Annotated in this window: 22 protein-coding genes, 1 pseudogene and 1 riboswitch; of the genes and pseudogenes, 4 read left to right on the plus strand and 19 right to left on the minus strand. The window is 46.4% G+C overall.

What is annotated here, in order from left to right:
* Positions 1-165, plus strand: a pseudogene (locus tag C7U56_RS16065) (IS110 family RNA-guided transposase); the annotation flags it as partial.
* Positions 166-241: 76 nt separating this feature from the next.
* Here the strand turns inward: C7U56_RS16065 and C7U56_RS12630 are convergent.
* The 4 genes from C7U56_RS12630 to C7U56_RS12645 form a co-directional block, all read right to left on the minus strand.
* A complete protein-coding gene (locus C7U56_RS12630) occupies positions 242-2,629 on the minus strand; it encodes a type I restriction endonuclease subunit R (RefSeq protein WP_338108869.1) in 2,388 nt (795 codons plus the stop codon).
* 153 nt (positions 2,630-2,782) lie between these two features.
* The gene (locus C7U56_RS12635) at positions 2,783-3,157 is read right to left on the minus strand and encodes an MmcQ/YjbR family DNA-binding protein (protein ID WP_107001522.1); all 375 of its coding nucleotides are present in this window, start codon (positions 3,155-3,157) and stop codon (positions 2,783-2,785) included.
* 124 nt (positions 3,158-3,281) lie between these two features.
* Positions 3,282-4,556: a PDDEXK-like family protein gene (locus C7U56_RS12640; protein WP_107001523.1), complete on the minus strand. Its 1,275-nt coding sequence runs from the start codon at positions 4,554-4,556 to the stop codon at positions 3,282-3,284.
* A gap of 498 nt (positions 4,557-5,054) precedes the next feature.
* On the minus strand, positions 5,055-5,234 hold the full coding sequence (locus C7U56_RS12645; RefSeq protein WP_009532310.1) for a hypothetical protein: 180 nt from the start codon (positions 5,232-5,234) through the stop codon (positions 5,055-5,057).
* A 149-nt stretch (positions 5,235-5,383) separates the two neighbouring features.
* Between C7U56_RS12645 and C7U56_RS12650 the strand changes: the two genes are divergently transcribed.
* Positions 5,384-5,893, plus strand: a complete 510-nt coding sequence (locus C7U56_RS12650) for a hypothetical protein (protein ID WP_107001524.1) — start codon at positions 5,384-5,386, stop codon at positions 5,891-5,893.
* Between the two features lie 685 nt (positions 5,894-6,578).
* Here C7U56_RS12650 and C7U56_RS12660 read toward each other — a convergent pair.
* From C7U56_RS12660 to C7U56_RS12720, 13 genes are all read right to left on the minus strand, one after another.
* On the minus strand, positions 6,579-7,835 hold the full coding sequence (locus C7U56_RS12660) for an RNA-guided endonuclease InsQ/TnpB family protein (RefSeq protein ID WP_338108870.1): 1,257 nt from the start codon (positions 7,833-7,835) through the stop codon (positions 6,579-6,581).
* Positions 7,836-7,889: 54 nt separating this feature from the next.
* Positions 7,890-8,300 (minus strand): IS200/IS605 family transposase, encoded by a 411-nt coding sequence (gene tnpA / locus C7U56_RS12665; protein WP_420867026.1) that lies wholly within the window; start codon positions 8,298-8,300, stop codon positions 7,890-7,892.
* 344 nt (positions 8,301-8,644) lie between these two features.
* The gene (locus C7U56_RS12670) at positions 8,645-9,925 is read right to left on the minus strand and encodes an adenylosuccinate synthase (protein ID WP_107001526.1); all 1,281 of its coding nucleotides are present in this window, start codon (positions 9,923-9,925) and stop codon (positions 8,645-8,647) included.
* Positions 9,926-10,135: 210 nt separating this feature from the next.
* Complete coding sequence (locus tag C7U56_RS12675) at positions 10,136-11,053, minus strand: LysR family transcriptional regulator (protein ID WP_107001527.1); 918 nt, start codon at positions 11,051-11,053, stop codon at positions 10,136-10,138.
* Positions 11,046-12,476: an adenylosuccinate lyase gene (purB, locus tag C7U56_RS12680; RefSeq protein WP_107001528.1), complete on the minus strand. Its 1,431-nt coding sequence runs from the start codon at positions 12,474-12,476 to the stop codon at positions 11,046-11,048. The genes C7U56_RS12675 and purB overlap by 8 nt, the downstream gene beginning before the upstream one ends.
* A 278-nt stretch (positions 12,477-12,754) precedes the next feature.
* Positions 12,755-13,189, minus strand: coding sequence for a hypothetical protein (locus tag C7U56_RS12685; protein WP_107001529.1), 435 nt, complete (start codon positions 13,187-13,189; stop codon positions 12,755-12,757).
* A gap of 120 nt (positions 13,190-13,309) precedes the next feature.
* Complete coding sequence (locus C7U56_RS12690; protein ID WP_147341916.1) at positions 13,310-13,693, minus strand: hypothetical protein; 384 nt, start codon at positions 13,691-13,693, stop codon at positions 13,310-13,312.
* The gene (locus C7U56_RS12695; RefSeq protein ID WP_107001531.1) at positions 13,666-16,128 is read right to left on the minus strand and encodes a phospholipid carrier-dependent glycosyltransferase; all 2,463 of its coding nucleotides are present in this window, start codon (positions 16,126-16,128) and stop codon (positions 13,666-13,668) included. Before C7U56_RS12695 ends, C7U56_RS12690 begins: the two co-directional genes overlap by 28 nt.
* Positions 16,129-16,439: 311 nt before the next feature.
* On the minus strand, positions 16,440-17,189 hold the full coding sequence (locus tag C7U56_RS12700; RefSeq protein ID WP_181357247.1) for a hypothetical protein: 750 nt from the start codon (positions 17,187-17,189) through the stop codon (positions 16,440-16,442).
* Between the two features lie 336 nt (positions 17,190-17,525).
* Positions 17,526-18,281, minus strand: a complete 756-nt coding sequence (dapB, locus tag C7U56_RS12705; RefSeq protein WP_107001533.1) for a 4-hydroxy-tetrahydrodipicolinate reductase — start codon at positions 18,279-18,281, stop codon at positions 17,526-17,528.
* 48 nt (positions 18,282-18,329) lie between these two features.
* Positions 18,330-19,223, minus strand: a complete 894-nt coding sequence (gene dapA / locus C7U56_RS12710; RefSeq protein WP_107001534.1) for a 4-hydroxy-tetrahydrodipicolinate synthase — start codon at positions 19,221-19,223, stop codon at positions 18,330-18,332.
* A 148-nt stretch (positions 19,224-19,371) separates the two neighbouring features.
* Positions 19,372-19,544: riboswitch (Lysine riboswitch) on the minus strand.
* 29 nt (positions 19,545-19,573) lie between these two features.
* Complete coding sequence (locus tag C7U56_RS12715; protein WP_022359533.1) at positions 19,574-20,092, minus strand: cob(I)yrinic acid a,c-diamide adenosyltransferase; 519 nt, start codon at positions 20,090-20,092, stop codon at positions 19,574-19,576.
* 245 nt (positions 20,093-20,337) lie between these two features.
* Positions 20,338-20,967 carry a single-stranded DNA-binding protein gene (locus C7U56_RS12720; RefSeq protein ID WP_022359532.1) on the minus strand — a complete coding sequence of 210 codons (630 nt, stop codon included), beginning with the start codon at positions 20,965-20,967 and terminating at the stop codon, positions 20,338-20,340.
* A 136-nt stretch (positions 20,968-21,103) separates the two neighbouring features.
* Between C7U56_RS12720 and C7U56_RS16140 the strand changes: the two genes are divergently transcribed.
* Complete coding sequence (locus tag C7U56_RS16140) at positions 21,104-21,238, plus strand: hypothetical protein (RefSeq protein ID WP_267895340.1); 135 nt, start codon at positions 21,104-21,106, stop codon at positions 21,236-21,238.
* Here the strand turns inward: C7U56_RS16140 and typA are convergent.
* Positions 21,235-23,073, minus strand: a complete 1,839-nt coding sequence (gene typA, locus C7U56_RS12725; RefSeq protein WP_107001535.1) for a translational GTPase TypA — start codon at positions 23,071-23,073, stop codon at positions 21,235-21,237. The genes C7U56_RS16140 and typA overlap by 4 nt on opposite strands.
* 165 nt (positions 23,074-23,238) lie before the next feature.
* Positions 23,239-23,889, minus strand: coding sequence for a YigZ family protein (locus C7U56_RS12730; RefSeq protein WP_107001536.1), 651 nt, complete (start codon positions 23,887-23,889; stop codon positions 23,239-23,241).
* A gap of 287 nt (positions 23,890-24,176) precedes the next feature.
* Between C7U56_RS12730 and C7U56_RS12735 the strand changes: the two genes are divergently transcribed.
* The gene (locus C7U56_RS12735) at positions 24,177-26,888 is read left to right on the plus strand and encodes a transglycosylase domain-containing protein (RefSeq protein ID WP_107001537.1); all 2,712 of its coding nucleotides are present in this window, start codon (positions 24,177-24,179) and stop codon (positions 26,886-26,888) included.
* The last annotated feature ends 45 nt before the right edge of the window (positions 26,889-26,933 follow it).

Genomic DNA, 26,933 nt, shown 5'->3' on the forward strand with positions numbered 1-26,933 from the left:
ATTAAAACAATGCCGCAAGATGATCCTGTATATCAATTCATGGACAGAAAACGTGCCCAGGGTAAACCGTACTATGTTTACATGACTGCAGGCGCTAATAAATTTCTCAGAATTTATTATGGACGAGTGAAGGAATATCTCTGTATTCTTTCTGAGTCAAGCTAATTCAAAACTTTTATTTGCAGACCAGCACTGCTTGTGGTGGTCTTATTTTAGTGCCTAATTTTAACCATGTAAAATTTTATATTTTTTTCCCCATTAAGTCTTGACTTTTTATTTGCAGGCTAAAGTAACGAGAATGCGGTGTGCCGTTTTTCAATGACTGATCGTTAATAAACTCTGAAAATGCCTGCATCGCCGCCTCATGATCCAGTTTGGCAATTTTGTGTACCATCAGACCAAATGGTGTATCTCCAAACTCCCTCTGGTAGTCTTCCTTACCGCCAAGTTCCGTCGTGAGAATCCGCTCTAACTCCTGATAATCTCCCTGTGTCAGCTTAATATTGTGCGTTAATTTATGAATCGCCAGTGTGTTTCCATGTTCCCCGATATATCGATTAACCTTTTCCCGATAATCCTCAAAATCATATGCCGCATCTAACTGGACACCCTCCTGCTGATCGATAATGGAATCTGTCAAATGAGTCGTGATCGTCCTGCCCCCCTGATCTTGATCCAAAAACCTCATCAGTTCCCGCAATTTCTGCCGGACGCGTTCAAATTGAAGAACATCATTTACCTTCCAAAATTCATCCGTCTGAATTTCTTGTATAAAATCAAGTTTTTCTTTTACCTGAGGAATACTGATCTTGCGCGACAGCAAACCAGCAATCTCACAAAGCACCTTTTTCGCTCTCTTAAAAGACGGCATCTGTTCCATAGAAGCCAGCATCAGACCATACATAAAATTGTCAAACCGTTTAGCCAGCTCATCTTCATCATTCAAATGCACCAGCGGCGCAATATGCTGTAAAAGTTCTCCCTTATCCCCTTCACTGATCACGTCAAAATCCGTCTCTTGTTTAAATTTCTCCACATATTGTAATTTAAGCTTTACAGAAATCAGCTTCGGATCCAACTCCACAAGCTGATTATGGCATCCCGATATCAGTTCCTTCCGCCACTCTTCATAAGTACCTTCCGCATAGCAAGCTTCCTGCGGCAGAGAAATGAGCCGGATTTGTTTTCCAAAAATATTTTCACTTAAGGATTTCGTCTCCTTCGACACAAAACCTTCTATATGTTCACGAAAATATTCAAAATTCCCACAATAATCAAAAATCAGGAAACGTCTTTTATCTGTATACTCCCCGTCTATCGGATCCATGCAGGTAAGTCCCTTGCACAAACGAGTGCCGCGTCCAATCATCTGCCAGAATTTTGCCTTAGAACGTACCTTCTTAAAAAATACAAGATTTACACATTGCGGCACATCAATCCCCGTATCCATCATATCCACCGATACCGCAATAAAAGGAGGCTTATTTTCAACCTTGAAGTCATCAATTACAGTCTGGGCGTATGCATCATCACAAATTACCCTCTGTGCAAATATCCCCTTCTTTTCCGGATAAATATTGGGATATAGCTTGTTGAAGCGTTCCAGAATAAACTCCGCATGCTTTTTATTCTGTGCAAAGATGATTGTCTTTCCAATCCGATCGCCGCCAGCCACATGAATACCACGTTCCATCAGATCCTGAAGCACCATATCTACCGTCACTTCATTAAAGATAAACTTATTCATCGCCGCAGAAGGAATAAATTCTGGCATCTGACCATCTTCCACAAAATCGTCCTCATACCGTTCCTTATCCTTATCGAATAAATCATCATACGTAATTCCTTCATCCAGAAACTTCGTCTTTACCTCATAATTATAATATGGAACCAGCACATGATCCTGATAAACAGCCGTCTCATAATCGTATGCATACGTCGGCACACCATGTTCCATTTCAAAGAAATCATACGTATTCCGATCCACATCCGTTTTCGGCGTAGCCGTCAGACCAACCATGATTGCATCAAAATACTCGAAAATCGCCCGGTATTTCTTAAAAATACTGCGGTGGCTTTCGTCAATAATAATCAAATCAAAATGTGCCGGTGTAAACAAGCGGATGCCATCCTTATTTTTCGTATCATCAATCGCATTTAACATCGTCGGATAGGTTGAAAATACGATACGTGCATTCCGATCATCTTTATTGGTACACAGATTGCAAAGTGACATATCCGGCAGATAATTCTTAAAATCATCCTTTGCCTGTTTTACCAAGGCAGTCCGATCCGCCAAAAAAAGCACATTCGTCACATATTTTCCACGACTCAAAACATCCGTCAAGCTGGAAGCCGTTCTTGTTTTACCAGTTCCGGTTGCCATCACAAGCAAATGTTTCCGATAACCGCGCTGTATCTGTTCGCACACCGCCCGGATCGCTTCTTTTTGATAATAACGATCCGTGATTTTATCATCAATCGGAATCTGCATTAAATCCTTATGTTCCGAACGTCGGTTCATCATCTTCTGCAAATCATCTTTACTGAAAATGCCACTGACCGGACGCTGTGGAGAAGTCTTGTCATCCCAGAAATACGTTTCAAATCCATTCGTCGTAAACATCATCGGTCTGCGGCCAAACTTCCGCTCTAAACAGTCACCTGTTTCCGACCAACATTCGGATCCTTGCTGGTGCGCTTCGCTTCCACCACCGCTGGCGCAAATAATGCATATTCTTTTGTATTCTTTAAAAATTCAAAGTTTGACATAAGATCCCCCCTATTTGGAAGTATTCTTCTTTTTCTTTGGCGCTGTCAGCTCATAGCTTAACGCAAGTAAATTTTTAATCGGCTCATCCAGCCCCGCATCCCCCAGCAAAACACTGATCCACTTCTCCTTGTTCATATGGTATGCCGGAAAATATCCTTTCTGCCCCCGCAAAGAACCTATCAGCATCGGATCACTCTTTAGATTTATAACATCTATGATATTATCATCCTCCAGCCCCAGCTTACTCCCTGCAACACTCAAAATCACGCCATACCATTTATCATTATCCGCCCGACGCAGCACTGCGTTCGAATCCTTCCACGGATATTCCGCTTCCGTGCCATATTCTTGTTTTACCCATTGAAATAATTCTTCTCTTGTCATTTTGGTGAAACGCCTCGCTTTCGGTTTCAAGGTAAAATATATTTGTTATTTGCAATGTTTGTATTTGTGTAAATATGTTTTTATAGTGCAGTATGATGTTCTGTTTCAGCGACAATTTATCCTTTTACAAAAGCCACCCCAAAAGCTCTCTCTCGAACACCGCCAACGCCCGCTTCACATACTCCCTCCGCGCCGTTTCATCCACAAGTGAAACCGCACACGGATTCATCTGCTTAAAATCCGGCACTTCTGCCTCTTCGCAGTGGCGTTTTCCGTTCGGATAACACCAGGCAAACCACCAGTCCTCCGGCAGAATTATTTCCTTTTTGAGATATCTGGATGCCTCCTGCTTAAGCCCGTCGGTTATATCATCTACCTGATAGCCTTTCGAAAAGCCATCCTTGGAGCTGGCTTCTTTATCAAACAGGCAGAATCCCGCAAACAAATTGTGCTCTACTTCAATTCGAAACCAGAGTTCCAGACCCGCTTTTTGAAATTTTGCCTTTTTTACCACATAATTCAATCCAGGATAGGTGCTGTAACAATCATAAAATTTATCATGCTGTAAATCCTGATAGGAATAATATCCACTATCCTTTTCTAATTTCAAACCATATTTTTCTAAAATTGGCTGCATCTGCTGCTGAAATTCTTCAAACACCTGGCGAATCAGCCGCACCTTTGCCTTTTTCATCGATTTTTCAATCTCGATTCCGGCAAGAAATTTTTCCGGCGATTCGTACAATGCCTCAATCACTTTATCTGCCACTTTCTTCTCTCTTTCATCCGCTATGCTATGTACCGCATCCAAATATTGCTCCATCACTGCCCGAAATGGCTCTTTTAAATTTTGCAATTCACCTTCCAGCCACCGATAGATATCTTCTGCCCATGAAATACACTGGATTTGCCCTAATGGTAATAAATTTCCTCCGCCTTTCTTCTTCCGGCTGTACTCAGATGGCGGCGTTCCAAAACGGGTTAGATATATCAATCGGGAATTTTGTGCCATCTCAAAGTAATCCGAACACTGTCCTTCCTGTTCCCCCGCATAGATTTTTACCTCGATCGGAATCTGATACTCCGCATTCCGTATGAAAATATCAATTCTTCTCTCTTTATCAATCGGGTACTCTTTGACTACCTCCGTATGCAATAGCAATGTATCGCTTACCGGATCCATTTTCAACACATCTCGGATAAACGATTTCAGAAACCGGATTCCGCAGCCATGCATTCCCTCCGGGTTCAGCAGATCGGTCAAAAAACGGCACATGATCACTTCACGGCTCTGTATCTCTAATACATCAAAAATGTTGTAGGCTGATAATTTCTTATGAAATGGTATGTTTTTACAGTTTGTATGAATTTGCGATAGTAAATCTCTATATGTTTCCATTTCTCATTCTCTGGCGATTCCCGTTTGTCTCACTTTTCATTTATAAAACGATTTCTTTTTATCTATCATACCATAAAAAACACGGTTCTCACAGACTCTATCCAAGGCATCCCTCCAACTTTCTTCACACCAAATCATACCTTATTTATGAAATGCAAAAAAAGTCGATTTTTATTTGCATTTCAGTGCATAAACTTTATTTTTTTAGATTGTGCTTGTTTGTTCAGCAAGCGTAATACTGACATCACAAGCAACATAGCAAAAACACAGCATTAAGTTTTACTTTTTGCAAGGTAGAAAAGGTCAACAAAGTATTGCAGATAAAGGATTTTTAGACAATTATCTCTCATTCAACTTGTTCAACCACAATGAATATCTACGCTCACAGCTTTGAGGAACAGCAAGAGGAAGTTGCAACAAAGGTAAATGAGTTCTTGCGATTGAACGCATAAATAATTGAGAGCCAGAGGACAAAATCCAAAGGCTCTCATTTAGTCATCATTCATCTTTCAATTCCATGTGGTCAAGGGCATATTGCAAAGCCATGCTGATTAGTTCATTACGAGAACGATTCGTCTTAGCTGCTAAATCGTTATATTCTTCTTGCAAGGCTCTATCTATGCGTATCGTCATGGTGACAGATTTATCTTCTTTTGGTGTTACGATAAATTTCTCCATAATGCAATTCCTCCATTGGTTTTGATTACATTATAGTATTGACAAGAGGTGCAAAACTATGACACAATAGTGAGTTAAAATTATGCTGTACTTTTGTGTTACACTCTGCTATAATGCTACTATCAACCAAAACTTGGAGGTATGGCATTATGAAAGATAAATCAACCAAAAGCAATGGAAAGAAACCTATTTTCAAGAAATGGTGGTTTTGGGTAATTATTGTTGTTATTCTGGCCGCTATCTTTGGAAACTCAGGAACGAATGACAGCATTAAGGACGAAACAAAAGACGCAATCAATTCAACGGAACAGCAAGCAACATCTGACAAATTCGTTGAAGATGTGAAAACCGCTATTTCTGGTGCTATTGACAGCGACAATGAAGCAATCACAGATATTGCGTTGAAAGACAAAGATCTGTGTGTAACAGTTGATTTGAGTAAAGCAGACCCCAGCCCTCTTACAATAGAGGACTTGGCAATCTCTCGTACAAGTTCAATCACAGACGCTATACTTGAACTTACTGGTTACGACAGTCAATGGAACACGATAACAGTTGATTTTGGAGATGTTGGCAAGGTCGTATGTGACAAAGATAGCATAAAAGAAAATGAAGCAGGTGGACGATACTTCCCATCAGAAAACTTTACATTAAAATAAATGGGGAAAACAAAGAGAGCCTTGACAGGAACAACAACCAGTCAAGGCTTTTCTTTATACTATTGTTATACTAAACTTACGGCGTGATATGGTGTGATAGACCGAGTTAGGGAAAGTAGAAATCCTAAAAAGGTAATACGGGTATCACTTATGGAGAGTTATGGAGAGATAGGGCGAGTGCCTGTTAATCTTTTTTAAATTTATGCTATACTCACATTATAAGGAGGAACTGCACATGATTGATATTCACGAACTCAAAAAAAGAGATTTATACTTAAATAAAATTATAGCGTTTCAGGATACTGAACCTGTAAAAGTTGTCACCGGCATCCGTAGATGCGGCTAGTCAAGTCTTCTTAGATTGATGACCCTCCACCTGAAAGAAAACGGTATAACGGATGATCAGCTTCTTGAAATGAATTTTGAATATACCGATAAAATCTATATTCAAGTCACTGAATCAATGACAAGCGAGGACGTCCGCAAACGTGAATTATTCCCTCTTCAAAAAATCAATGACAATTACAAAAAAATCGTCCTTTCCCTGAATCCCGGAATGGACTCTTCCTATGATGGCATAAAATGTGAACTACTCGGCAACTAAGTTACCAGAGCATCTGAAATCTGGCGGGATACCGCCTTTTTTCAGGGTGCGTCCATGACACCACTACTGCTTGCCTTGCGGCTATACAGCTACTTTTATTATTTCTGGATTCTTTAGTCCGGTTACGGACAGTTCTTTCTGTTTTCCGGATACGGAAAGATTTTTACGCAGGATATTAAATGCTCCTACTGCATCCGCATTATATCTTACTCCATCCGTTATATACATGCCCCGCTCTTTTCGGTTTGATGCTTCTGCATATCTTTTTGATATTTCTGGTGAAAACGGGCTGCACTGGCTGGTATAGCTTTCTTCCTGTTTTGTCAGTGATATTCCATACAGTTTCAGTTTATACTCCAGCATGATGTAGAGTTTATTATACGGCAGTCCGTGAAACTTCTGGTTTGTCTTGTGCCCTATTTCTTTTCCTTTACGGATGTTTCGGGTATCTCCTATGATTACACAGCTTATCCTTTCTTTTTTACAGTATTCTGCAAGCCATCTGGTAACCTTATGAAGGTAATCCTTTACTGCGTTCTGTTTTTTCCGATAAAGCCTCTTGATATGTTTCGATGATCGGGGATATTTTATGCCGTTTTCCACCTGCTGTGCATACCATATTGATTGAACCCTGCTGATTTCTTTGTGAAAGTATCTTTCCAGCGAAAGATATTTTCTTCCTAGAATAAAACTCCTTCCATTTCCGGAATCATAACAGGTCATCAGATTATGAATTCCAAGATCCACTGATAAATAATGGCCATTCAGGGAAATCGGTTCTGGTTCTTTGACCTCATAGATAACGATAAGGTCACATTTTCCATCTTCCGGTGGATAGATCCGCAGCTGCTTTATGTGATCCATGTTCCTGAAAATCTTATTTTCAAGATATAGAAATTTTTCATGAATCCCATAAGTTTCTTCCATATAGCTTTTCAGATCCTTTGACAGAGACAGCCGCAATTGATCGGAGCCTTTCTCGTGCCGGATTCCCATCTGCATGTAAGTGATCGGTATATTGTCCTGTTTAAATCGCGGTGGATTTGGATCTTTGATCCCACCGGTCTTTTTAAGAACATAAAATGATTTCCAGGCTTTATCCAGTTGCTTGCAGGTCTCCTGCGCTGTCTGGGATGGAAGCTGTCTATACCACAGATCTCCTTTATGCGCTTTCTTCTGATAATACCAGTCAGGATACTTCTCCAGCCCCAATTCTTTATATCGACGGCGTTCATAGTTGCAGACATTCCAGAGCTTGGAAGCAGCGTAACACATATGCCCTATAATATTAGAATATTCCAGCCGGATATTAACCGATGTTCTGTGCGACAACAGCATTCTCCTCCCCCCTTCAGACAGCCATGTATATGAATATTTACAATTCACATTGAATTAATACGACTTGCTCTGATGTTCAATATAACGGCGAATATTTTCCTCAGATACGTATCCGATCGTTTCCACATAATAGGAATGGTTCCACAGTTCTCCCTTCCACAACTGGTTTCTTATTTCCGGAAAACGTTCAAATAATTTCCTGCCTGTAATCCCCTTCAGATACTTGATAATGGCTGTTATTGACAGTTTTGGTGGAGCTGATACAAAACAGTGAACATGATCACCTTCACCACATTCAAATAAATGAACGGTAAAACCTTTATCGTCAGCTATCTGCTGCACGAGTTCCTGTAGGTATTTCTCAACTTCTGGGGTTAATATCTTCCGTCTGTATTTCACCGACCAAACCATATGGTAGTTAATATTACACACGCAAGTCCTATAATGTATCAGATTTTCTTTCATACATATAGTATATCATATTGAAGTGTAATACGCAATTATTATTCGAACATATTTTCGTTTTTATTGTATGCCGGTTACGGCATTACCATCAAAGGATGAGAATTATTATACTATTTGCATTGTGCAGATATGCACACTCCTGCGCTTTCATCTCGGTAATTAAATTGCCGAGGATTCCCGCTTATTGTCCTAAAAATTTAATTGACTGGCTGATTTCAGAATAAACTTGAAAAAGAATGTGCCTTTTTGTGTAATAGAGAATTCCAAGGAATTTCCTATTACACAAAAATAGCGGCGGCCTGCACTCATCATGCAGGACCGCCGCTGAAATTGATTCTATAAAGTTACTTTCTCATAATGATCTCATCACGTCCCGGACCATTGGATACCATGGTTACCGGTACGCCAAGCTCTGCCTCGATCGTCTCGATGTAGTTGCGGCACTCTGCCGGGAGATCTTCGTATTTCTTGATTCCGCGGATATCACATTTCCAGCCCGGAAGTGTCTTCAGAACCGGTTTTGCTTTCTCCAGCTTGTAGGTTACCGGGAAGTCTTTGACAACTTCGCCGTCGATCTCGTAGCCAACGCAGATCGGGATCTCGTCCAGATATCCCAGAACATCCAGAACGGTCAGAGCCACTTCGGTTGCACCCTGAATACGGCAGCCGTAACGGCTTGCTACTGCGTCGAACCAGCCCACACGTCTCGGACGTCCGGTGGTTGCGCCGAACTCGCCCTTATCACCACCGCGGCGACGAAGTTCGTCTGCCTCATCACCAAAGATCTCGCTGACAAATGCGCCTGCGCCGACTGCACTGGAGTATGCCTTTACAACGGTTGTGATCTCTTTGATCTCATACGGCGGAATGCCTGCGCCGATAGCGCCGTAAGCTGCCAGAGTCGAAGAAGAAGTAACCATCGGGTAAATACCGTGATCCGGGTCTTTCAGGGAACCTAACTGACCCTCAAGAAGGATGTTTTTGCCCTCTTTGATCGCGTCATGCAGATATGCAGATACATCGCATACATACGGTTCTACCATCTTCTTGTATTCCATCAGCTCTGCCAGAACCTCATCCGGGTTCAGCAGCGGTTTGTGGTACAGATGCTCTAACAGGACATTCTTTGTCTCGCAGACACGCTGTACTTTATCTTTCAGAGCTGCCTCGTCCTCGAACAGTTCGCTGACCTGGAAACCGATCTTCGCGTATTTGTCAGAGTAGAACGGCGCGATACCGGACTTGGTAGAACCGAAGGACTTGCCGCCCAGACGCTCTTCCTCATACGTATCAAACAGAACATGGTACGGCATCAGGATCTGTGCGCGATCCGATACCAGAATATGTGGCATCGGAACACCCTGAGATACCAGGCTTTCCAGCTCTTTTACCAGAAACGGGATGTTTAATGCCACACCATTGCCGATGATGCTGGTTGTGTGTCCGTAAAATACACCGGACGGCAGAAGGTGAAGTGCGAAACGGCCATAATTATTGATAATCGTATGACCTGCGTTGCTTCCTCCCTGAAAACGGATAATGATGTCGGATTCCTTAGCAAGCATATCGGTAATCTTACCCTTGCCTTCGTCTCCCCAGTTAGCTCCTACTATTGCTCGTACCATGAATTTTCCTCCCTCAGAAGAATATAAATACTTTTCGGCATGATCGAAAAACGATCATGCCCTCTTACTGTATAATCATACACAACTTTTCTATATAAGTAAAATCAATATTATTTATAAGCTACATAATTAACACTTATACTATTGATGCTCACACATATGCCAGGCAATGTGATTTGAAAAACCGCTACTTTGCAGCTCCTATTTTTCTCATGTGGTTACCTTCGCCAGCTGCTTAAAAAGCTTCGCAGCCGCCGGGGACATCCAGGCTTTCTCAGCTGCCACCAGACAAAACTCACGGGATGGCATCTCTTCGTCAAATTCCAACGCAAAAACATCCCCATTTCCAAGAGCCTCCGATGCAAAATCCGACATCAGACAGCCGATTCCCAGATTCCGCTTAACAAACTGGACAATCATCTCACTGGTGGCCAGTTCAAACTCCGGCTCCAGCCGAACCCCGCGCTTTGCCAGAAACTCATCCATAAAGCGGCGCGTACTGGTATTGCGCTCCAGGAAGATGCAGGGGCAGTTCAACAGCTCTTTATATGAAAGTTTTCTGCCCTTTAACTGGGCTGCGTATTTGGGTCCGGCTATAAACACATTGCGGATCTCCTGAACCGGAAGACTCTTTACCGCCTGCTTGGTTTCAAAAGGTGTGCTGACAATACCGAAATCAATGTGTCCCTGATAGAGTGCTTCAAGGGTCTCGGGCGTCGGGCCGTTTGAAACCGTCACCTTGATATTCGGATACTGCTCATGAAATTGTTCCAGATATGGAAGCAGATAAAACTGAAGTGTCATATCGCTCGCGCCAATGCGGATCTCGCCCGTTTCCAGGTCCTTCATGCGCCGCAGCATCGTCTCCCCGTCCTGTATCGCATCAATTCCCCGTCTGACATACGACAGAAGCAATTCTCCCTCGCTCGTCAGCTTCACGCCGCGCGATGTCCGCAAAAAAAGGCGGCAGCCAAGCGCGGTCTCCAGTTGTCGGACCGCCTGGCTGACCGCCGGCTGGGAAATGCAGAGTGCCTCTGCGGCCGCCGTGATGCCGCCGCATTCGCACACGCTGCAAAATACCCGGTAATACTCCAGATTCACACTTCCATGTAAATCCTGTTTAGACATTAATCTCTGCTTTCACGCCCAGATCTTCTTTATTTGCATCCAGAATCGGCTGGATTACCTCCGCCAAGAACTCATCTACCTGCTCTTTTGCACGACCGGTGTAGCGCTCCGGTTTCATCGCTGCTTTCAGGTCATCTAAGGACAGATTGAACGCCGGATCCGCTGCAATCAGCTCGAGAAGGTTGTTATCCAGACCTTTCTCTTTCACATTCTTTCCAGCTTCCATCGACAGAGTACGGATCTTCTCATGCAGTTCCTGACGGTCACCGCCTGCCTTTACTGCATCCATCATGATATTCTCGGTTGCCATGAACGGAAGCTCTGCCATCATGTGTTTCTCGATAACCTTCGGATATACAACCAGACCGTCAACGACATTCAGGTACAGATCCAGAATACCATCAATTGCAAGGAAGCCTTCCGGAACACTCAGACGCTTGTTCGCAGAATCATCCAATGTACGCTCAAACCACTGGGTAGATGCAACCAGCATCGGGTTCATCACGTCTGCCATCACATAGTTAGCCAGGGAAGCCATACGCTCGCTTCTCATAGGATTTCTCTTATATGCCATAGCGGAGGAACCGATCTGATTCTTCTCGAAAGGCTCTTCTACTTCTTTCAGATGCTGAAGAAGACGGATATCGTTGGAGAATTTATGGGCACTCTGTGCAATACCGGCAAGAACATTTAATACACGTGTATCCTGCTTACGGGAATAGGTCTGTCCGGATACCGGATAGCAGCCATCAAAGCCCATCTTCTCCGCGATCATCTGATCTACCTTGCGGCACTTTGCATGATCCCCATCAAAGAGCTCCAGGAAGCTTGCCTGTGTACCGGTTGTTCCCTTGGAGCCAAGGAGACGTAAGGATCCAAGCACATAATCCAGATCATCCAGATCCTGCTTGAGCTCCATCATCCACAGAGTTGCACGCTTGCCGACGGTGGTCGGCTGTGCCGGCTGGAAATGGGTAAATGCCAGGGTCGGCTGTGCTTTATATTTATCAGCAAATTTAGCCAGCTCATCCAGAACACTGATCAGTTTCTTACGTACCAGCTTCAGGGCTTCTGTCATAATGATGATATCGGTGTTGTCTCCTACGTAGCAGGAAGTTGCACCCAGATGGATGATTCCTTTTGCTGTCGGGCACTGTACGCCGTACGCATACACATGGGACATAACATCGTGGCGCACCAGTTTCTCACGCTCTTTAGCAACATCAAAATTGATTTCATCCTTATGTGCTTTCAATTCATCGATCTGCTCCTGCGTGATCGGAAGGCCAAGCTCCTTCTCCGTCTCTGCCAGCGCAATCCAGAGTCTTCTCCAGGTGCGGAATTTCTTGTCCGGGGAGAAAATATACTGCATCTCCTTGCTTGCATAGCGCTCGGAAAGAGGGCTTACATATCTGTCGTACATGGCTAATTTACCTCGCTTTCTTTTTTCAGGGTATGGAAAATAGTCTCTTTCGCAGCCATTTGAAGGCGTCACCGACACATTTTCTCAATATCCTACCTGCAAATTATAATACAGGCACTTTTCAAAATCAATCACTTTTCGCTGTTCCGGCTGCAGCTCTTTCATTCTTGGTTACTGTTCACGCACACATGCCCAGTAACGGCATTTGCCACAGTAACCGTTCTTGCTCTTCCATTCATCCTTCATGCCCGGCCAAACGTTTTTCCTGCCGCAAACAGTCACTCTCCTTCTGATTCCACCCGTTCGTGCACGATTTCCAGCTCTCCGGTCTTCAGATGCAGACGGATTTTCGTGGAAGTTCCCGTTTTTTCTGTTGCTCCGTATGTTTCCCCGGCATTTTCCCGTTCAACTGTTCTCTTCTCCTGCCGGTCTGCTGACGCTTCCTCCTCCCCATTCTCTGCTCTTTCCCCCTCCGGCAGCTCATACTCGATCACATCCATCTCTCGGATCGACCAGATCCGTTCCCGCATCTTCCATATACTCGCCAAGTACATGGATACAGCCAGTGCAAGTCCATACAGAAAATACCTCTGCCTCCGCTTCCTCCGCCAGCGGACGCGTTTCAGATAGCGGCGAATCTTCCGTTTTTGATATTTAAACAGCTTTCTGCTTTGCGGCATTGATTTTTGTGCATTTCTATGTTTCTCTGACATCTGCATTCCTCCCGCAGGTGCCTCTCCATTTTTACTATAACAAATAGAAAAAAATCTGTAAAGATGATGCGGCTCACAGGCAGGGCTTTTCCGAACTGAAAGTTGTGGTTTTTAGGCAGTTTATTTTTTCTCATGATACGCTTTTTCTGTATTCACACTCCAGATATGCTCCTTATCCGCACTTCCCGCCAGAAGGAGATCCACTGCACAAAATGCTGTCATCATCGAATGATCCATGTTATTGTAGCGATGCTGTCCATTCCGTCCGATACAGAACAGATTTTCGATTTTATTCAACCATGCAGTCAATTCACCCATCCGGTCATAGGTGCCAAAATAAGCTGGGTATGCTTTCTTTACTTTCTCGATATGAAAATCAAGAATTTCCAGAAAACCAAATCTATAATTTATCACATAAGCCGTCAAAAGCACCCCCAGAAAGCCAGCGCTGATCGCCCAGTCTCTCTTTTTTTCTTTCATGACAACACCCAACCTTCCAGCCATTCCAGCCACTGCTCGGCAAATTCCTGTTTTACCGGATATCCAGACAGCACCGGATAGAAAAGAAGGAACGCGCCGATCACTGCTGCAAGATACAGCAACGCTGCTTTCCTGGTTCGTTTCGGATCTCTTTCCCAGAAAAAATGCAGACAATTTCCCAGCATTAAAATCTGTATCATACTGCACGCAAAATACTGATAGATAAACACGGTTCTGTGGATAAATAACCACGGAAACAGCATAGAAGCATAGGAAATGCACAGATATCCCGCTATTTTATCCTGTCGAATCTGCCACAGGTATATAGTATAAAATAGCGCCGGAATTGCCGACCACCAGATTACCGGGTTTCCAAAAGTTGAAACCACACTGATTTTACCAGACTTAAGCGACGTGTATGCATCCAGAAGCGGTCGTTTAATCCAGGCCCACTCATACCATTCAGAGGCATATGGATGTTCAAACACCGTTTTCTCATGGTAATGAAGCATAAGCTGCTGATTTTCCCACATAGTCTGGAAAACATTTCCATTTCCCATACCATTTCCATAAGAAAGATAGGATGCAACGTAAATCACTGCCGGAATCAAAAGGTATGCAGCGATACAGATGACAGACAGCCCCGCCAGGTAACTTATCGCCGCCTGTCCAGACATTCCCTTTCTGGTCCGTGCCGCAGCTGTCCCATATTCCCGGAACAAAAATGTAAAAAAGAGGACTGCAATCCCCGCACAGGCGTATACCCCTGTCCACTTCGATGCCATGGCCGCTCCAGCTGCCATGCCATTTAAAATCATCAGACACACCGTTTTCCAGCTGCATCCCTTTTTCAGGTCATCCAGCACCAGATACATAAGATAAAAGGTAAGCAGGATAAAAAATCCCACTATCACATCGATTGTTCCGATTCTTGACAATGTAAAGTGCATGAAATCAAAGACCATAAGCAATGCTGCAAACGAGGCAATCCATGTACTCCGGCTGATTTTCCGCATAAACGCGTAGCTGACCGGCACCATCAGGATGCCAAACAGAGCGCATATACACCGCCATCCAAACGGCGTCATTCCAAATACGCGGATTCCCAGACTCATCCACCATTTTCCAAGCGGCGGGTGCGTTGTCTCATAAATCGTACGCCCTTCTACTATCTCATTTGCCGTTCTGGCATGGTAAACCTCATCAAACATACTTTGGTATTCATAGGTTGTATCCGCCGGAAACAATTCCTGCTCATCAAATGCCTCTGGATAATCACCTGCATTGGATGGAAGGATCGGATTTCCATCCGGATCCAGAAGAACGATTTCCAGAACCTCTGCACTCTCATCCATCGACACGATCCCCAGTTCGTAAGTGCGGTAATGAATTTCCACTGGATTCCAGCAGTATACAGATAACAATTCTGTCTCTTCCCCGATGGCATCCCAACCATCTCCCTCGGCATTCGGAACCGAGCATACAAAATGTCTCTTCTCCTTTCCACCCAGATAAACCTGCGCTTCTGAGATAGTCACACTTCCATCAAACCGAAGCACCATCTCATTTCCGTGGCTATCATTTTTTTCAAATTCATACGCAGTCTGCGGCGCCTTCATGCTTCCAAGATTCACAAATGCCATCACAGCAAAGAGAACTGTCAATCCTGCTGCCATACACCAGTCACGGCCGGACCAGGGCGCGCCAGTCTTTTCCGACTCTGTGTTCTTTTCACAGGATTTTATTCCCAAGCTCTTCCCGGCATCTATTTTTTCACTCCCCGTCATTCGTTTTGATACGCAGCGTGCCGCTTTTGCTTCATCCAGCTCGACTTTCGATTCAGGAATTTGACATTTTTCATGTATTATTCCAACATAAGAAGCGATTCCATATACACAGGTTCCCACACCCAGTACCGCAAAAAACATCAGCATCAGCGGATAAAATTCATCTCCCGGACTGCACTGTCCGAAGCGCTCTCCGGTGATATCCCGCGCCCAGAGTATGCCAGTTCCCGCAGCCGTGAGAAGAATTTCAATTTTTTTGAATCTTTCTATTCCAAGGCGCGCTCTGAAGCGCTCTATCCACGAACTGCCCATGAAAAGAATCAATACCGCCAGCCAGATAAAAAGCATCCGCTTTTTGCCCTGTGAAAGAACAGATAATACCGGGATCGGATTCCAGATATAAAGATACAGGCATTCCCACGCTGATTCCCGGCTTCCGTTTTTCCCGGACAAAATATATAAAAGTCCGGCTGTCACCAGATCCATTGCCATGACTTCCAGGAAGCCATGAACCTCCTGATTAGAAATGGCAAAGAATACAAAGCGCGTAATCAGATACCCGGCCGCTGCTTTCCAGCAAAGCTTTCCCGCCATCCCCCGCTTTTTCTTTTCCTCATACAGCCAGATGACAGTCAGGCACGCCGTAATGGCGATACAGTAAGCTGATTTCATTCTGGCACCTCCTTTAACGACTTTTTAAGTGCTCCATTTCAGTGGCACTCCCCTCAGACACGCCGTTTCTTTCTCATCGCTCTAACTTATATACTCCCGGGCTCCTCCCTGCACATACGCAGGAAAGAGCTCGAGAGTATATGAATCTGTTTCCATCATCCTATATGCAGGAGAGCAAAAACAAGGTTAAAATATAGATTATTGTAACTGTGAAGGTACTGAACAGTTACAGATCATTAATGTTTGTAATCGCCCCAAATCTGAACCTGGCCGATTATTTTCACTTCGTACTCTTAGTCTCAGATTGATCATTATCCTGTTGTGTACGGCGCCGGTGGTGCCTGCGACCCACCCGTTGGCTCCGGTGCTGGCTCCGACCCACCCGTTGGCTCCGGTGTTGGCTCCGACCCACCCGTTAGCTCCGGTGTTGGCTCCGGCTGGGTCGGTTTCACGCTCGGCGTCGGGTTTTCGGTCGGTTCTTTCGTCGCCGGTGCATCACTCGGTACCACACTCGGCGTTTCACTTCCACCGCCGCCTCCAGAATGTCTGCGTTCTTTGGATGTTCTGGAATTCAGCTTCGGTGTATCGGCATTGGTCGTCTCTAAGATGGTCATCGTTCCGTCTTCTGCCACTTTTACCTCAAAGCTTCTCGCCGGTCTCGGCTTGCGGCCGCCGAACGATGTGCCATCGTTTTCAAACGTATAAGGAATTCCGTTGATACTGACAACGCCCGTTGCCATCTCTCCACTGTCCGGTGTGCCAAAATAATAGGTTTTTCCATTGATCCATACGACACCGCTGACCATTTCTCCCGACGCCGTACAGAAATACTGTTTGTCCCCGTCTTTTACCCAGCCGATCTGCGGTGCTCCCTGTTCATTCAGGTAATACCATTTTCCATCGATCTGCTGCCAGCCTGTCTGCACCTGTCCGTTTAGGATGTAAGCTCTTGCACTTCCTGTACCTATCCATTCGGCAAAAGCCGGTCCGGCATACAGGCCCATGATCAAAACGGCACTGAGTGCGCAGGCACCCACCTTCATCCATTTGCGTTTTCTCATCCTCATACCTCCTCGTATTTTTATTAATCGAAAAGCTATCTTTCATGTGTTTTTTATTTTTAATTCTGGAGTTTTTCTTCTTTTTCACGATTTCAAGCTTTTCTTGTTGTATTCATCTTATCATTTGTTTTATTTTTCTACAATTCACACTGCACAAGATGTCATTTTTTTACACAAGATGTAAAAAAATGATACTCTAACCTTGACAAATTGATTTTCAGAAGCTTTCATCCACAAACACAAGGGCAGAAAAAATTCCAGAAATGAAAACCCCGGCTGTGAGTGGATAAACTTACTCACAGCCGGGGTTTCATTTTCACATCTGTATAAAATCTCTTAGCCGATCACATCCGCCATATCATACCGTCCTTCCGGCTTTCCTGCCAGGAATTTGGCTGCCTGTACCGCACCCTTTGCGAAAATCGCCTTGGAATAAGCTGTATGATTAAAGGTAATCACCTCATCCTGACCAGCGAAAATGACATCGTGTTCGCCTACGATTGTGCCGCCGCGGATCGCCTGAATACCAATCTCCTTCGCATCACGTTTCTCACGTGTAGCGGAACGATCGTATTTGTAATGGTATGTATTGCCCATCGCCTCGTTGATCGAATCTGCCAGCGCAATCGCCGTACCGCTCGGAGCATCCACCTTCTGATTGTGGTGTTTCTCCAGAATCTCAATATCAAATCCAGCCGGAGCCAGAATCTGCGCTGCTTCTTTCAGAAGCTTTAAGAGCATATTGATACCAAGAGACATATTTGCAGAGCGAAGAACAGCTGTCTTCTCTGCCGTCTCTTCTACCTTTGCCAGCTGTACCTCGGAAAGTCCTGTCGTACACAGAACAACCGGCATTTTCTTCTCTGCACACCAGTCGAGAAGTTCATCGACAGCTGCTGCATTGGAAAAATCAATCACAACATCCGCTTCTACCTTACATTCGTTCAGAGACGCAAAAACCGGATAATCATTTTTCTGCTCGGTTCTCATATCAATACCCGCAACGATAGAGATCTCCTCGTCCTTCGCTGCGATTCCGGAAATAACCTGTCCCATGGCGCCATTGCAGCCATGCATAATTGCTCGTACCATCTGTTAAAACCTCATTTCCCTATCTCATCCTAATTTTAACGGTTCTTATCACTCTTTCAGGCTGATTCCGTAATTTACCAGTTCTCTTCTCAGACGATCGCGGTTTGCCGGTTCCATATCCACTAACGGTTTACGGAACGGACCCACTTCCTCGCCCATCATGTTCATCGCTTCCTTAACCGGAATCGGGTTTACCTCGCAGAACAGCGCCTCAATCAGTGGAATTGCATCTATCTGCATCTGTCTTGCCTTCGCTACATCGCCAGCCTTGAATGCCGCGCACATATCATGTACCTGACGCGGTGCCACGTTGGATAATACGGAGATAACGCCCTTTGCGCCCAGTGCCATCATCGGAACCGTCTGGTCGTCGTTGCCGGAGTAAATATCTACTGTTCCGCCTGACAGGCTTGCAATCTGTGCGATCGCGGAGAAATTGCCGCTTGCTTCTTTGACACCGACGATGTTCTCATATTCCTTGCACAGTGCCACGATCGTCTCCGGGGTGATATTGACGCCGGTACGGCTCGGTACATTGTACAGAAGGATCGGAAGATCAACTGCCTTTGCGACCTCTGAGAAATGAACCTTTAAACCCTTCTGGGTTGATTTATTGTAATACGGGGATACGAGCAGAAGTCCGTCTGCGCCTGCCTTTTTCGCTTCGGTAGACAGATATACCGCTGTCTCTGTGCAGTTGGAACCGGTTCCTGCTACAACCGGGATTCTCTTATTTACGACCTGGCATACGAAACGGATCACCTCGATGTGCTCCTCATGGCTTAATGTAGCCGCCTCGCCGGTCGTACCGCAGGCGATAATACAGTCTGTGCCGCCAGCGATCTGTTCTTCTACGATCTGCTCCAGTTTCTCATAATTTACGCTTCCATCCTCATGAAATGGCGTTACCAGCGCTACGCCTGCTCCTTCAAAAATAGACATTTTGTTTCCTCCTTATTCTTTTGCACGATGGCTGAGTTTCTATTCCAGAGTCCGTTTCTGTCCCCGCTTCAAACGAATGTTTGCAGCCTGTCGGTCCTGAGCGTACAAAAAGCTGGCACGACGGCCAGCTCTATGAATTCAAATCCAAACTCCCAGTAGCTCCCCATCTGTCGATGACAGTTACAGAATTCTTCATCCTGCACCCAGGAACTGCAGATACAGGCGCCGCAGCCCTTCGGCGTATCATCCTTTCAGCTGTCTTCTCCTGCACCTGCCGCATCCGACCGCTTACTGATAATCAACGCAACCTCTACTTGTTTTTTCTATCTTAGCATTACTTTGAATACTTGTCAACCGTTCATGCACGCATGATCGTTTGACGGCTTCAGGCATTCCAGGCGCGTCACCTCGTCTGCATGCTCCTCTGCCCCAGCCGGGCATACTTTTCCGGTCAGAATCAGATCGACATTCTCCTCGCGCGCTGCCAGCAGTGTTTCCAGAGCATCGTCCCCGACCAGTTTCTGATCTAACACCCCAAGAAATTCATCCAGAATCAGCATATCGCATTCGCCGGTACAGAGTACTTTTTTTGCAAAATTATACCCGTTCTGAATATTGCAGAGCTCTTCCTTTTTGCCTTCTTCAGAGAGATTTTCATAATACTCATTCTGTTTTTCAAATCGGAATACTTTAAATGCCGGCTCCAGCTGTTTTAACCCATCTGCTGTCTCATGGCTCAGCACTCCCTTTAAGAATTGTATCATAATTACCTTCCGGCCGTGCATGGCTGCACTGACACCACGTCCCAGTGCCATCGCTGTTTTTCCCATCCCGGTGCCGAAGATGATATGAACTTTCCCCTTTTTCATTTCCCTCTCCTCTTTCTGTGCCTCCCGCTGCGCTGGCGCACAGACTGTCTTTCCTGATGTCTTTTTACACACAGGCCTGTGTGTTTTATTTCTATCCATCCAATAATCGTTTTACGAATTCTGTAAACTGCCTTATTCTAGCATATTTTATCTGTTTTGGCAAGCTATGGCAAAACCAGCCATTTATCATGTCCTATCGATTGCATAACCGGCTTCAAAATTTGCTGTAACATCCTAAACCTATCCTATTCTTCCACGCACTCCAGCTTGCTGACCGACACCTCGTATGCCACACGTTTCTCGCACTCTGTCTCGCTCAGTTTCTTCGTATATTCACGGCTCTGCACGCGCCCCCACACGCACACGTGGCTTCCCACGCCAAATCCGGACGCATAGCGGGCATTTCTGCCCCACGCAATACACGGTATGTAATCGGATTTTCCATACGGACGGTTGACCGCCAGCAGCATATCGGCAATCTCGCGTCCCAGCGGTGTTTTCCGGTAGATCGGCTCCTTGCAGATATAGCCTTCCAGAAAAATCTGGTTGGTTTTGGTGTAATCCGTAAATTCTTCCAGGAAATGAATCTCACGGACAAACACAGACAGCACCAGACGGTTTTTCGCGCCCTCATGACGGTTGTAGGAACGGAACTGGCCGATCGCCTCCATCGTCATTCCGCGGTAGTCTTTCGATACATCCAGAAGCCGTTCTGAAATCATGAGTGGAATCACGTCCACCTGATCGCTCAGACGGCTGACTGCCAGGTCTGCGATATAAAATCCTTCCCCGAATACTTCGTGGCTGAATGTAAATTCCGATACGACCTCACCAATCACGCTAACCTTGTTGTTTTCAATCATTTTTTCCGACATAGTATCTCTCTCCTCTTCTTTTTTGCAGTTTTTCACGGCAGGTTCTTGGAGTCCTGCTTCTTACTGTATATATGTATGAGGGGAATGACCGTTTTAGAAGAAGAAGTGAGGGGGAAATTTCGACAGGGTGGGGGACATGAATCGACAGAGGGAATGGGATCGGCAGAGGGACGGAAACGGCGGGGCGCGTCGTTTCCTGGATATCTCTCGCTTGAATATACGAAAAGGAGCAGCTGGCTTGCGCGGCTGCTCCCACTTTACGATTATTTAGCTATTTTTACGGCTGATCATCGCTCTCTTTCTCAGAGTCGGATCAAGAATCTTTTTACGGATTCGTAAGCTGGTCGGGGTGATCTCGAGAAGTTCATCGGTATCGATGTAGTCGAGGCACTGCTCCAGGCTCATGATTTTCGGCGGAACAAGGCGAAGGGCTTCATCGGCGCTGGAAGAACGGGTGTTGGTCAGCTTTTTGGTTTTGCAGACGTTTAACTCGATGTCTTCCGGTTTTGCGCTCTGTCCGACAATCATGCCGGAGTAAACTTTAACGCCCGGTCCGATGAACAGGGTTCCGCGCTCCTGGGCATTGAACAGACCGTAGGTGATGGACTCGCCTGCCTCAAATGCAATCAGGGATCCCTGTTTGCGGTAACTTAATTCGCCCTTGAACGGTGCATAGCCGTCAAAGCTGGTGTTTAAGATACCATTTCCCTTTGTATCGGTCATGAACTCGCCGCGGTAGCCGATGAGACCTCTGGACGGAATCGAGAACTCCAGTCTTGTGTATCCGCCGCCGATCGGGCTCATGCCCTGCAGCTCGCCTTTACGGCTGGTCAGCTTCTGGATAACAGCACCGGTAAAGTCATCCGGTACGTCGACGTAAGCGATCTCCATCGGCTCTAATTTGCGGTTTCTCTCGTCATATTTGTAGAGTACCTCCGCCTTGCTGACTGCGAACTCAAAGCCCTCGCGGCGCATATTCTCAATCAGGACGGACAGATGCAGCTCGCCACGGCCAGATACCTTGAAGCAGTCAGCGGAGTCTGTCTCCTCTACACGCAGGCTGACATCGGTATTCAGCTCCCGCATCAGACGCTCGCGGATGTGGCGGGAAGTGATGAATTTACCTTCCTGACCTGCCAGCGGGCTGTCGTTTACCATGAAATCCATGGAAATGGTCGGCTCAGAAATCTTCTGGAACGGAATTGCCTCCGGTTTCTCCGGTGAACACAGGGTATCACCGATGTGGATATCTGCGATACCGGAAATCGCTACGATCGAACCGATCTTTGCTTCCTGTACTTCTACTTTATTCAGACCCTCAAACTCATAGAGCTTACCGATCTTAACTTTGCGGAACTTGTCCGGCTCATGATGGTTGACGATGACGCAGTCCTGATTTACTTTCAGGTAACCGTTGTCGATCTTACCAACGCCGATACGTCCTACATACTCGTTGTAATCAATCGTACTGATCAGAACCTGTGTCTCTGCATCCGGGTCTCCCTCCGGTGCCGGGATGTAATCCAGAATGGTCTGGAACAGCGGCTGCATATCCACATTCGGATCGTCCAGGTTCTTCTTTGCATATCCAGAACGTGCAGATGCATACAAGAACGGACAGTCAAGCTGCTCGTCGGATGCATCCAGATCCATCAGAAGTTCGAGGACCTCGTCCACAACCTCCTCCGGACGTGCTTCCGGACGGTCAATCTTATTGATACATACGATAACCGGCAGATCCAGTTCCAGTGCTTTACGCAGAACGAATTTGGTCTGCGGCATCGCGCCCTCGTATGCGTCTACCAGAAGGATAACGCCGTTTACCATCTTAAGAACACGCTCTACCTCGCCGCCGAAGTCCGCATGTCCTGGTGTATCGATAATGTTGATCTTGGTGCCGTTGTAATTAACAGCCGTATTCTTGGACAGAATCGTGATACCTCTCTCACGCTCAATATCGTTAGAGTCCATGACACGATCGACTACTTCCTGATTGGCACGGAATACACCGCTCTGGCGAAGCAGCTGGTCTACCAGCGTCGTTTTACCGTGGTCAACGTGAGCGATAATTGCAACGTTTCTGACATCTTCCCGTTTCATTTTCATATCTGCTTACTCTCTTTTCTTATGATGATTCATTACATGTACTAATTAATAATTATTTTCTGTCACAGACAAGCATCCTGCCGTTTCGTCTTTGGCAAAGGATCCGCCCACAAAATAATACAGCTTGTTATTTTAGCATTTTTTTATCCATTATTCAATCTTTTTTTACAATAAAATGATTTTTCCGTCATCCATGCCAAAATAAACTTCATCCAGTTTTTCGATCCGGCATCTTCCATTTGTGCCCTCTATGAGCTTCTTCTCCGCTGCTCCCGCCTGGTCAAACGGCACCAGGATCGTCAGATCCACGCCCTCGCCGTACTCGCTGTCCAGAATCGGCAGCTCTGCTTCTGCCAAAATGTACTGCACCTTTCCAAGCCCGCTGTAGTCTGTCCCGACCTTCCATTTGCGAGCCAGGCATTTTTCCAGAACCACACAGTTTTTAAGACCTTCCTGGACCGCGCCGCCGTATGCCCGCACCAGTCCGCCGGTTCCTAAAAGTGTCCCGCCAAAGTACCGGGTCACAACCGCACAGACGTTGTGAAGCTCGCGTCCCAACAGCACATCCAGCATCGGGCGTCCCGCCGTCTGCGCCGGTTCGCCGTCGTCGCTGCAGCGCGCCACCTCGTTATTTTCTCCGATTGTAAATGCCGAACAATGATGTCTCGCATCCCAATATTTCTTCTTGACTTCCGCAATAAATGCCGTCGCCTCTTCTTCCGATTCCACCGGGCGGATCTCCGCGATAAAGCGGGACTTCTTCTCCACAATCTCGCCCTCTCCGCCCTGATAGACGATTTTATAGCGCTCTTTCATGATTATTCCTCCATCGTAACTGTTCAGTAAATGCGCAGACCTGCTGAACAGTTACCCTCCATCTATACACTACGCATCCTTAAAACGGACGTTTTTTCACTTCTTTAACTGCTTGTAAACCTCAGTTACTGTTCACGCATACGTGCTCACTAACAAACCTTATCTTTTATGATACCGTAAAAAAAACTTCATGACAATAGTATTTATTTATCCTATGAATTTTGATATAATTGGAAATACTGTATTTATTAATAGAATGAACCACTACGAACCCAAAGGAGGTTCTCATGAATTACGGTGTAAAAGCAACCAAGAAACGGATCCGGGCAGCCAATTCCCGGAAGAAGAAATACGCCAACCGGCTGTTTCTGACCTTCTTCAAGACTGCCTTTGTTCTTGTTCTGTTTCTCTGCGTGACGGGTGCCAGCACCTTTATCGGCATGTTTAAAGGCATTCTGGACAGTTCGCCAGACTTCAACCCGGACAGCTTCACCCCAAGCGGATATTTTTCTACTATATATAATAGCGCCGGGGAAGTGACCGACACGCTGGTCGGTTCCAACTCGAACCGAATTGAAGCATCCTACGAGGATTTTCCTCAGGATCTAATTGACGCGTTCGTCTCCATTGAGGACTCGCGTTTCTGGCAGCACAGCGGTATCGATCTGCGCTCCATTTCACGCGCCGTGGTCGGTGTCCTGACAAATAATTATAAAGGCGGCGCCAGCACCCTGACCCAGCAGCTCATCAAAAATACCGTCTTCAACGGCGGTATGGAGACCAGCAAAGGTTCCAAAATCGAACGAAAAATCCAGGAACAATATCTGGCGCTGCAGCTGACAAAAAACGTCGATCGGAAGGTCATTTTAACGAACTATTTAAATACGATCAACCTCGGCAGCAATACGCTGGGCGTCAAAGCAGCGGCGCTGCGCTATTTTAATAAGAACGTCTCCGATCTGACTCTTTCTGAGTGCGCGGTCATCGCCGGTATCACACAGAATCCGTCAAAGCTGAATCCGATCAGCGGCGCGGAGGCAAATGCCGCCCGGCGCAAGGTCATTTTGCAGGCAATGTATGAGCAGGGCTATATCACAAAAGAAGAACAGGAGGAAGCACTGGCGGACGACGTCTACGCCCGTATCCAGAATGTCGACACGGCGCTCAAGGAAAATGAGACACCGTACTCCTATTACACGGACGAGCTGATCAGCCAGGTCACCGAAGCGCTCAAAGAGCAGCTCGGCTATACTGACACGCAGGCGTCCAATCTTCTGTTCAGCGGCGGACTGCAGATTTACACCCCGCAGGATCCGCAGATTCAGGCGATCGTCGATGAGGAAGTCAACAATCCTGCCAACTACGACGCGGCTCGCTATTCGGTTGAATACCGCCTTTCCCTGACCCATCCAGACGGGGAAACGCAGCATTATTCACAGGAAACTCTGAAAACATGGCTCCAGCAGGTCAAGGGACAAAGCGGTTTTGACGGGCTGTTTAATTCCGAGGAAGAGGCGCAGACGGCGATCGATGAGTACCGCACCGCCCTCACGCAGGACGGAAGCACCGTTCTCGGTGAATCAGTTACCATGATTTTAGAGCCGCAGACCTCGTTCGTCCTGATCGAACAGTCCACCGGCTATGTCAAGGCAATCAACGGCGGACGCGGACAGAAGACGGCAAACCGCACCTTAAACCGTGCGACCGACTCCCTGCGGCAGCCAGGATCGACCTTCAAGGTCATTTCCTCCTTTGCCCCGGCATTGGATGCCTGCGGCGCGACCCTATCAACCGTTTACTATGACGGACCATACTCTTCCGGTGAAAAAGAGTTCCGAAACTGGTGGGGCAGCGATTACAAGGGCTATCACACGATCCGCGACGGCATTACCTATTCCATGAACATCGTCGCCCTGCGCTGCATGGCGGACACGGTAACGCCGCAGCTCGGTGTCGAATATGCCGAACGGCTGGGAATCACTTCCCTCGTAAGCCAGGATCAGACTCTCTCGACAGCACTCGGCGGTCTGACAAAGGGCGTCAGCAACCTGGAACTGACAAATGCATTTGCGGCGATCGCCAACGGCGGCACCTACACGAAGCCTGTCTTCTTTACTAAGATCCTGGATCGCAACGGAAAGATACTGATCGACAATGAACCGGAGACGCGGCAGGCGCTCAAAGACTCTACCGCCTATCTTTTAACCAGCGCGATGCAGGATGTTATGCAGAGCAATACAATGTATACGCGTTCCGGTTCCGGGGTTAAATCGACCGGTACGACAGCGGCGATTCCCAATATGAGCTGCGCCGGAAAGAGCGGTACGACCACCAGCAACGTCGACGTCTGGTTTGTAGGCTTTACGCCGTACTACACTGCCGGTATCTGGGGCGGGTGCGACAATAACCAGCCATTAAAAGGCGGCACCGTTTCAAACGGCGGTACCAGTTACCACAAGCGCATCTGGCGAAATATCATGACACGTGTCCATGAGAGCTTAAGCGACCCCGGATTTACGGTTCCGGACAGCATTGAAACTGCTGACGTATGCCGCAAATCCGGCAAGCTTCCGGTTTCCGGCGTCTGCAGCAGTGACCCGCGCGGAACGGCCGTCTACACTGAATATTTCGCGAAGGGCACGGTTCCGGCCGAGACCTGCGATCACCACACCCGCGTGACGATCTGCTCCGCCTCCGGCGGCATCTCGACTGCCTTCTGCCCGACGAACCAGCAGATTTCCAAGACAGTTATGGTCGTTCCGGAAGACGGCGGAGAAACGGACGATTCCCGCTTCTCCATGCCGGGCGAGTGCAAGATTCACAATGGTTCGTCCACGATCATCCATCCTTCTGAGAGCGCCGATTTCTCAGCTCCGGGCTACAGCCCCGATTCAGATAATCTATCGGCTCCGATCCACTCTGTGGTTCCACGCCCGATGACGGGAAGTGGACGGAATGGAAATAATATTCCGATTGTCCCAGCGAATCCGGAGCATTAACAGCAAAATAATATATCTGCAAAAAGCTGCTGTAAAAAGTGACAT

The organism is Clostridium fessum (genome assembly GCF_003024715.1).
GTDB classification, from domain to species: Bacteria; Bacillota; Clostridia; order Lachnospirales; family Lachnospiraceae; genus Otoolea; species Otoolea fessa.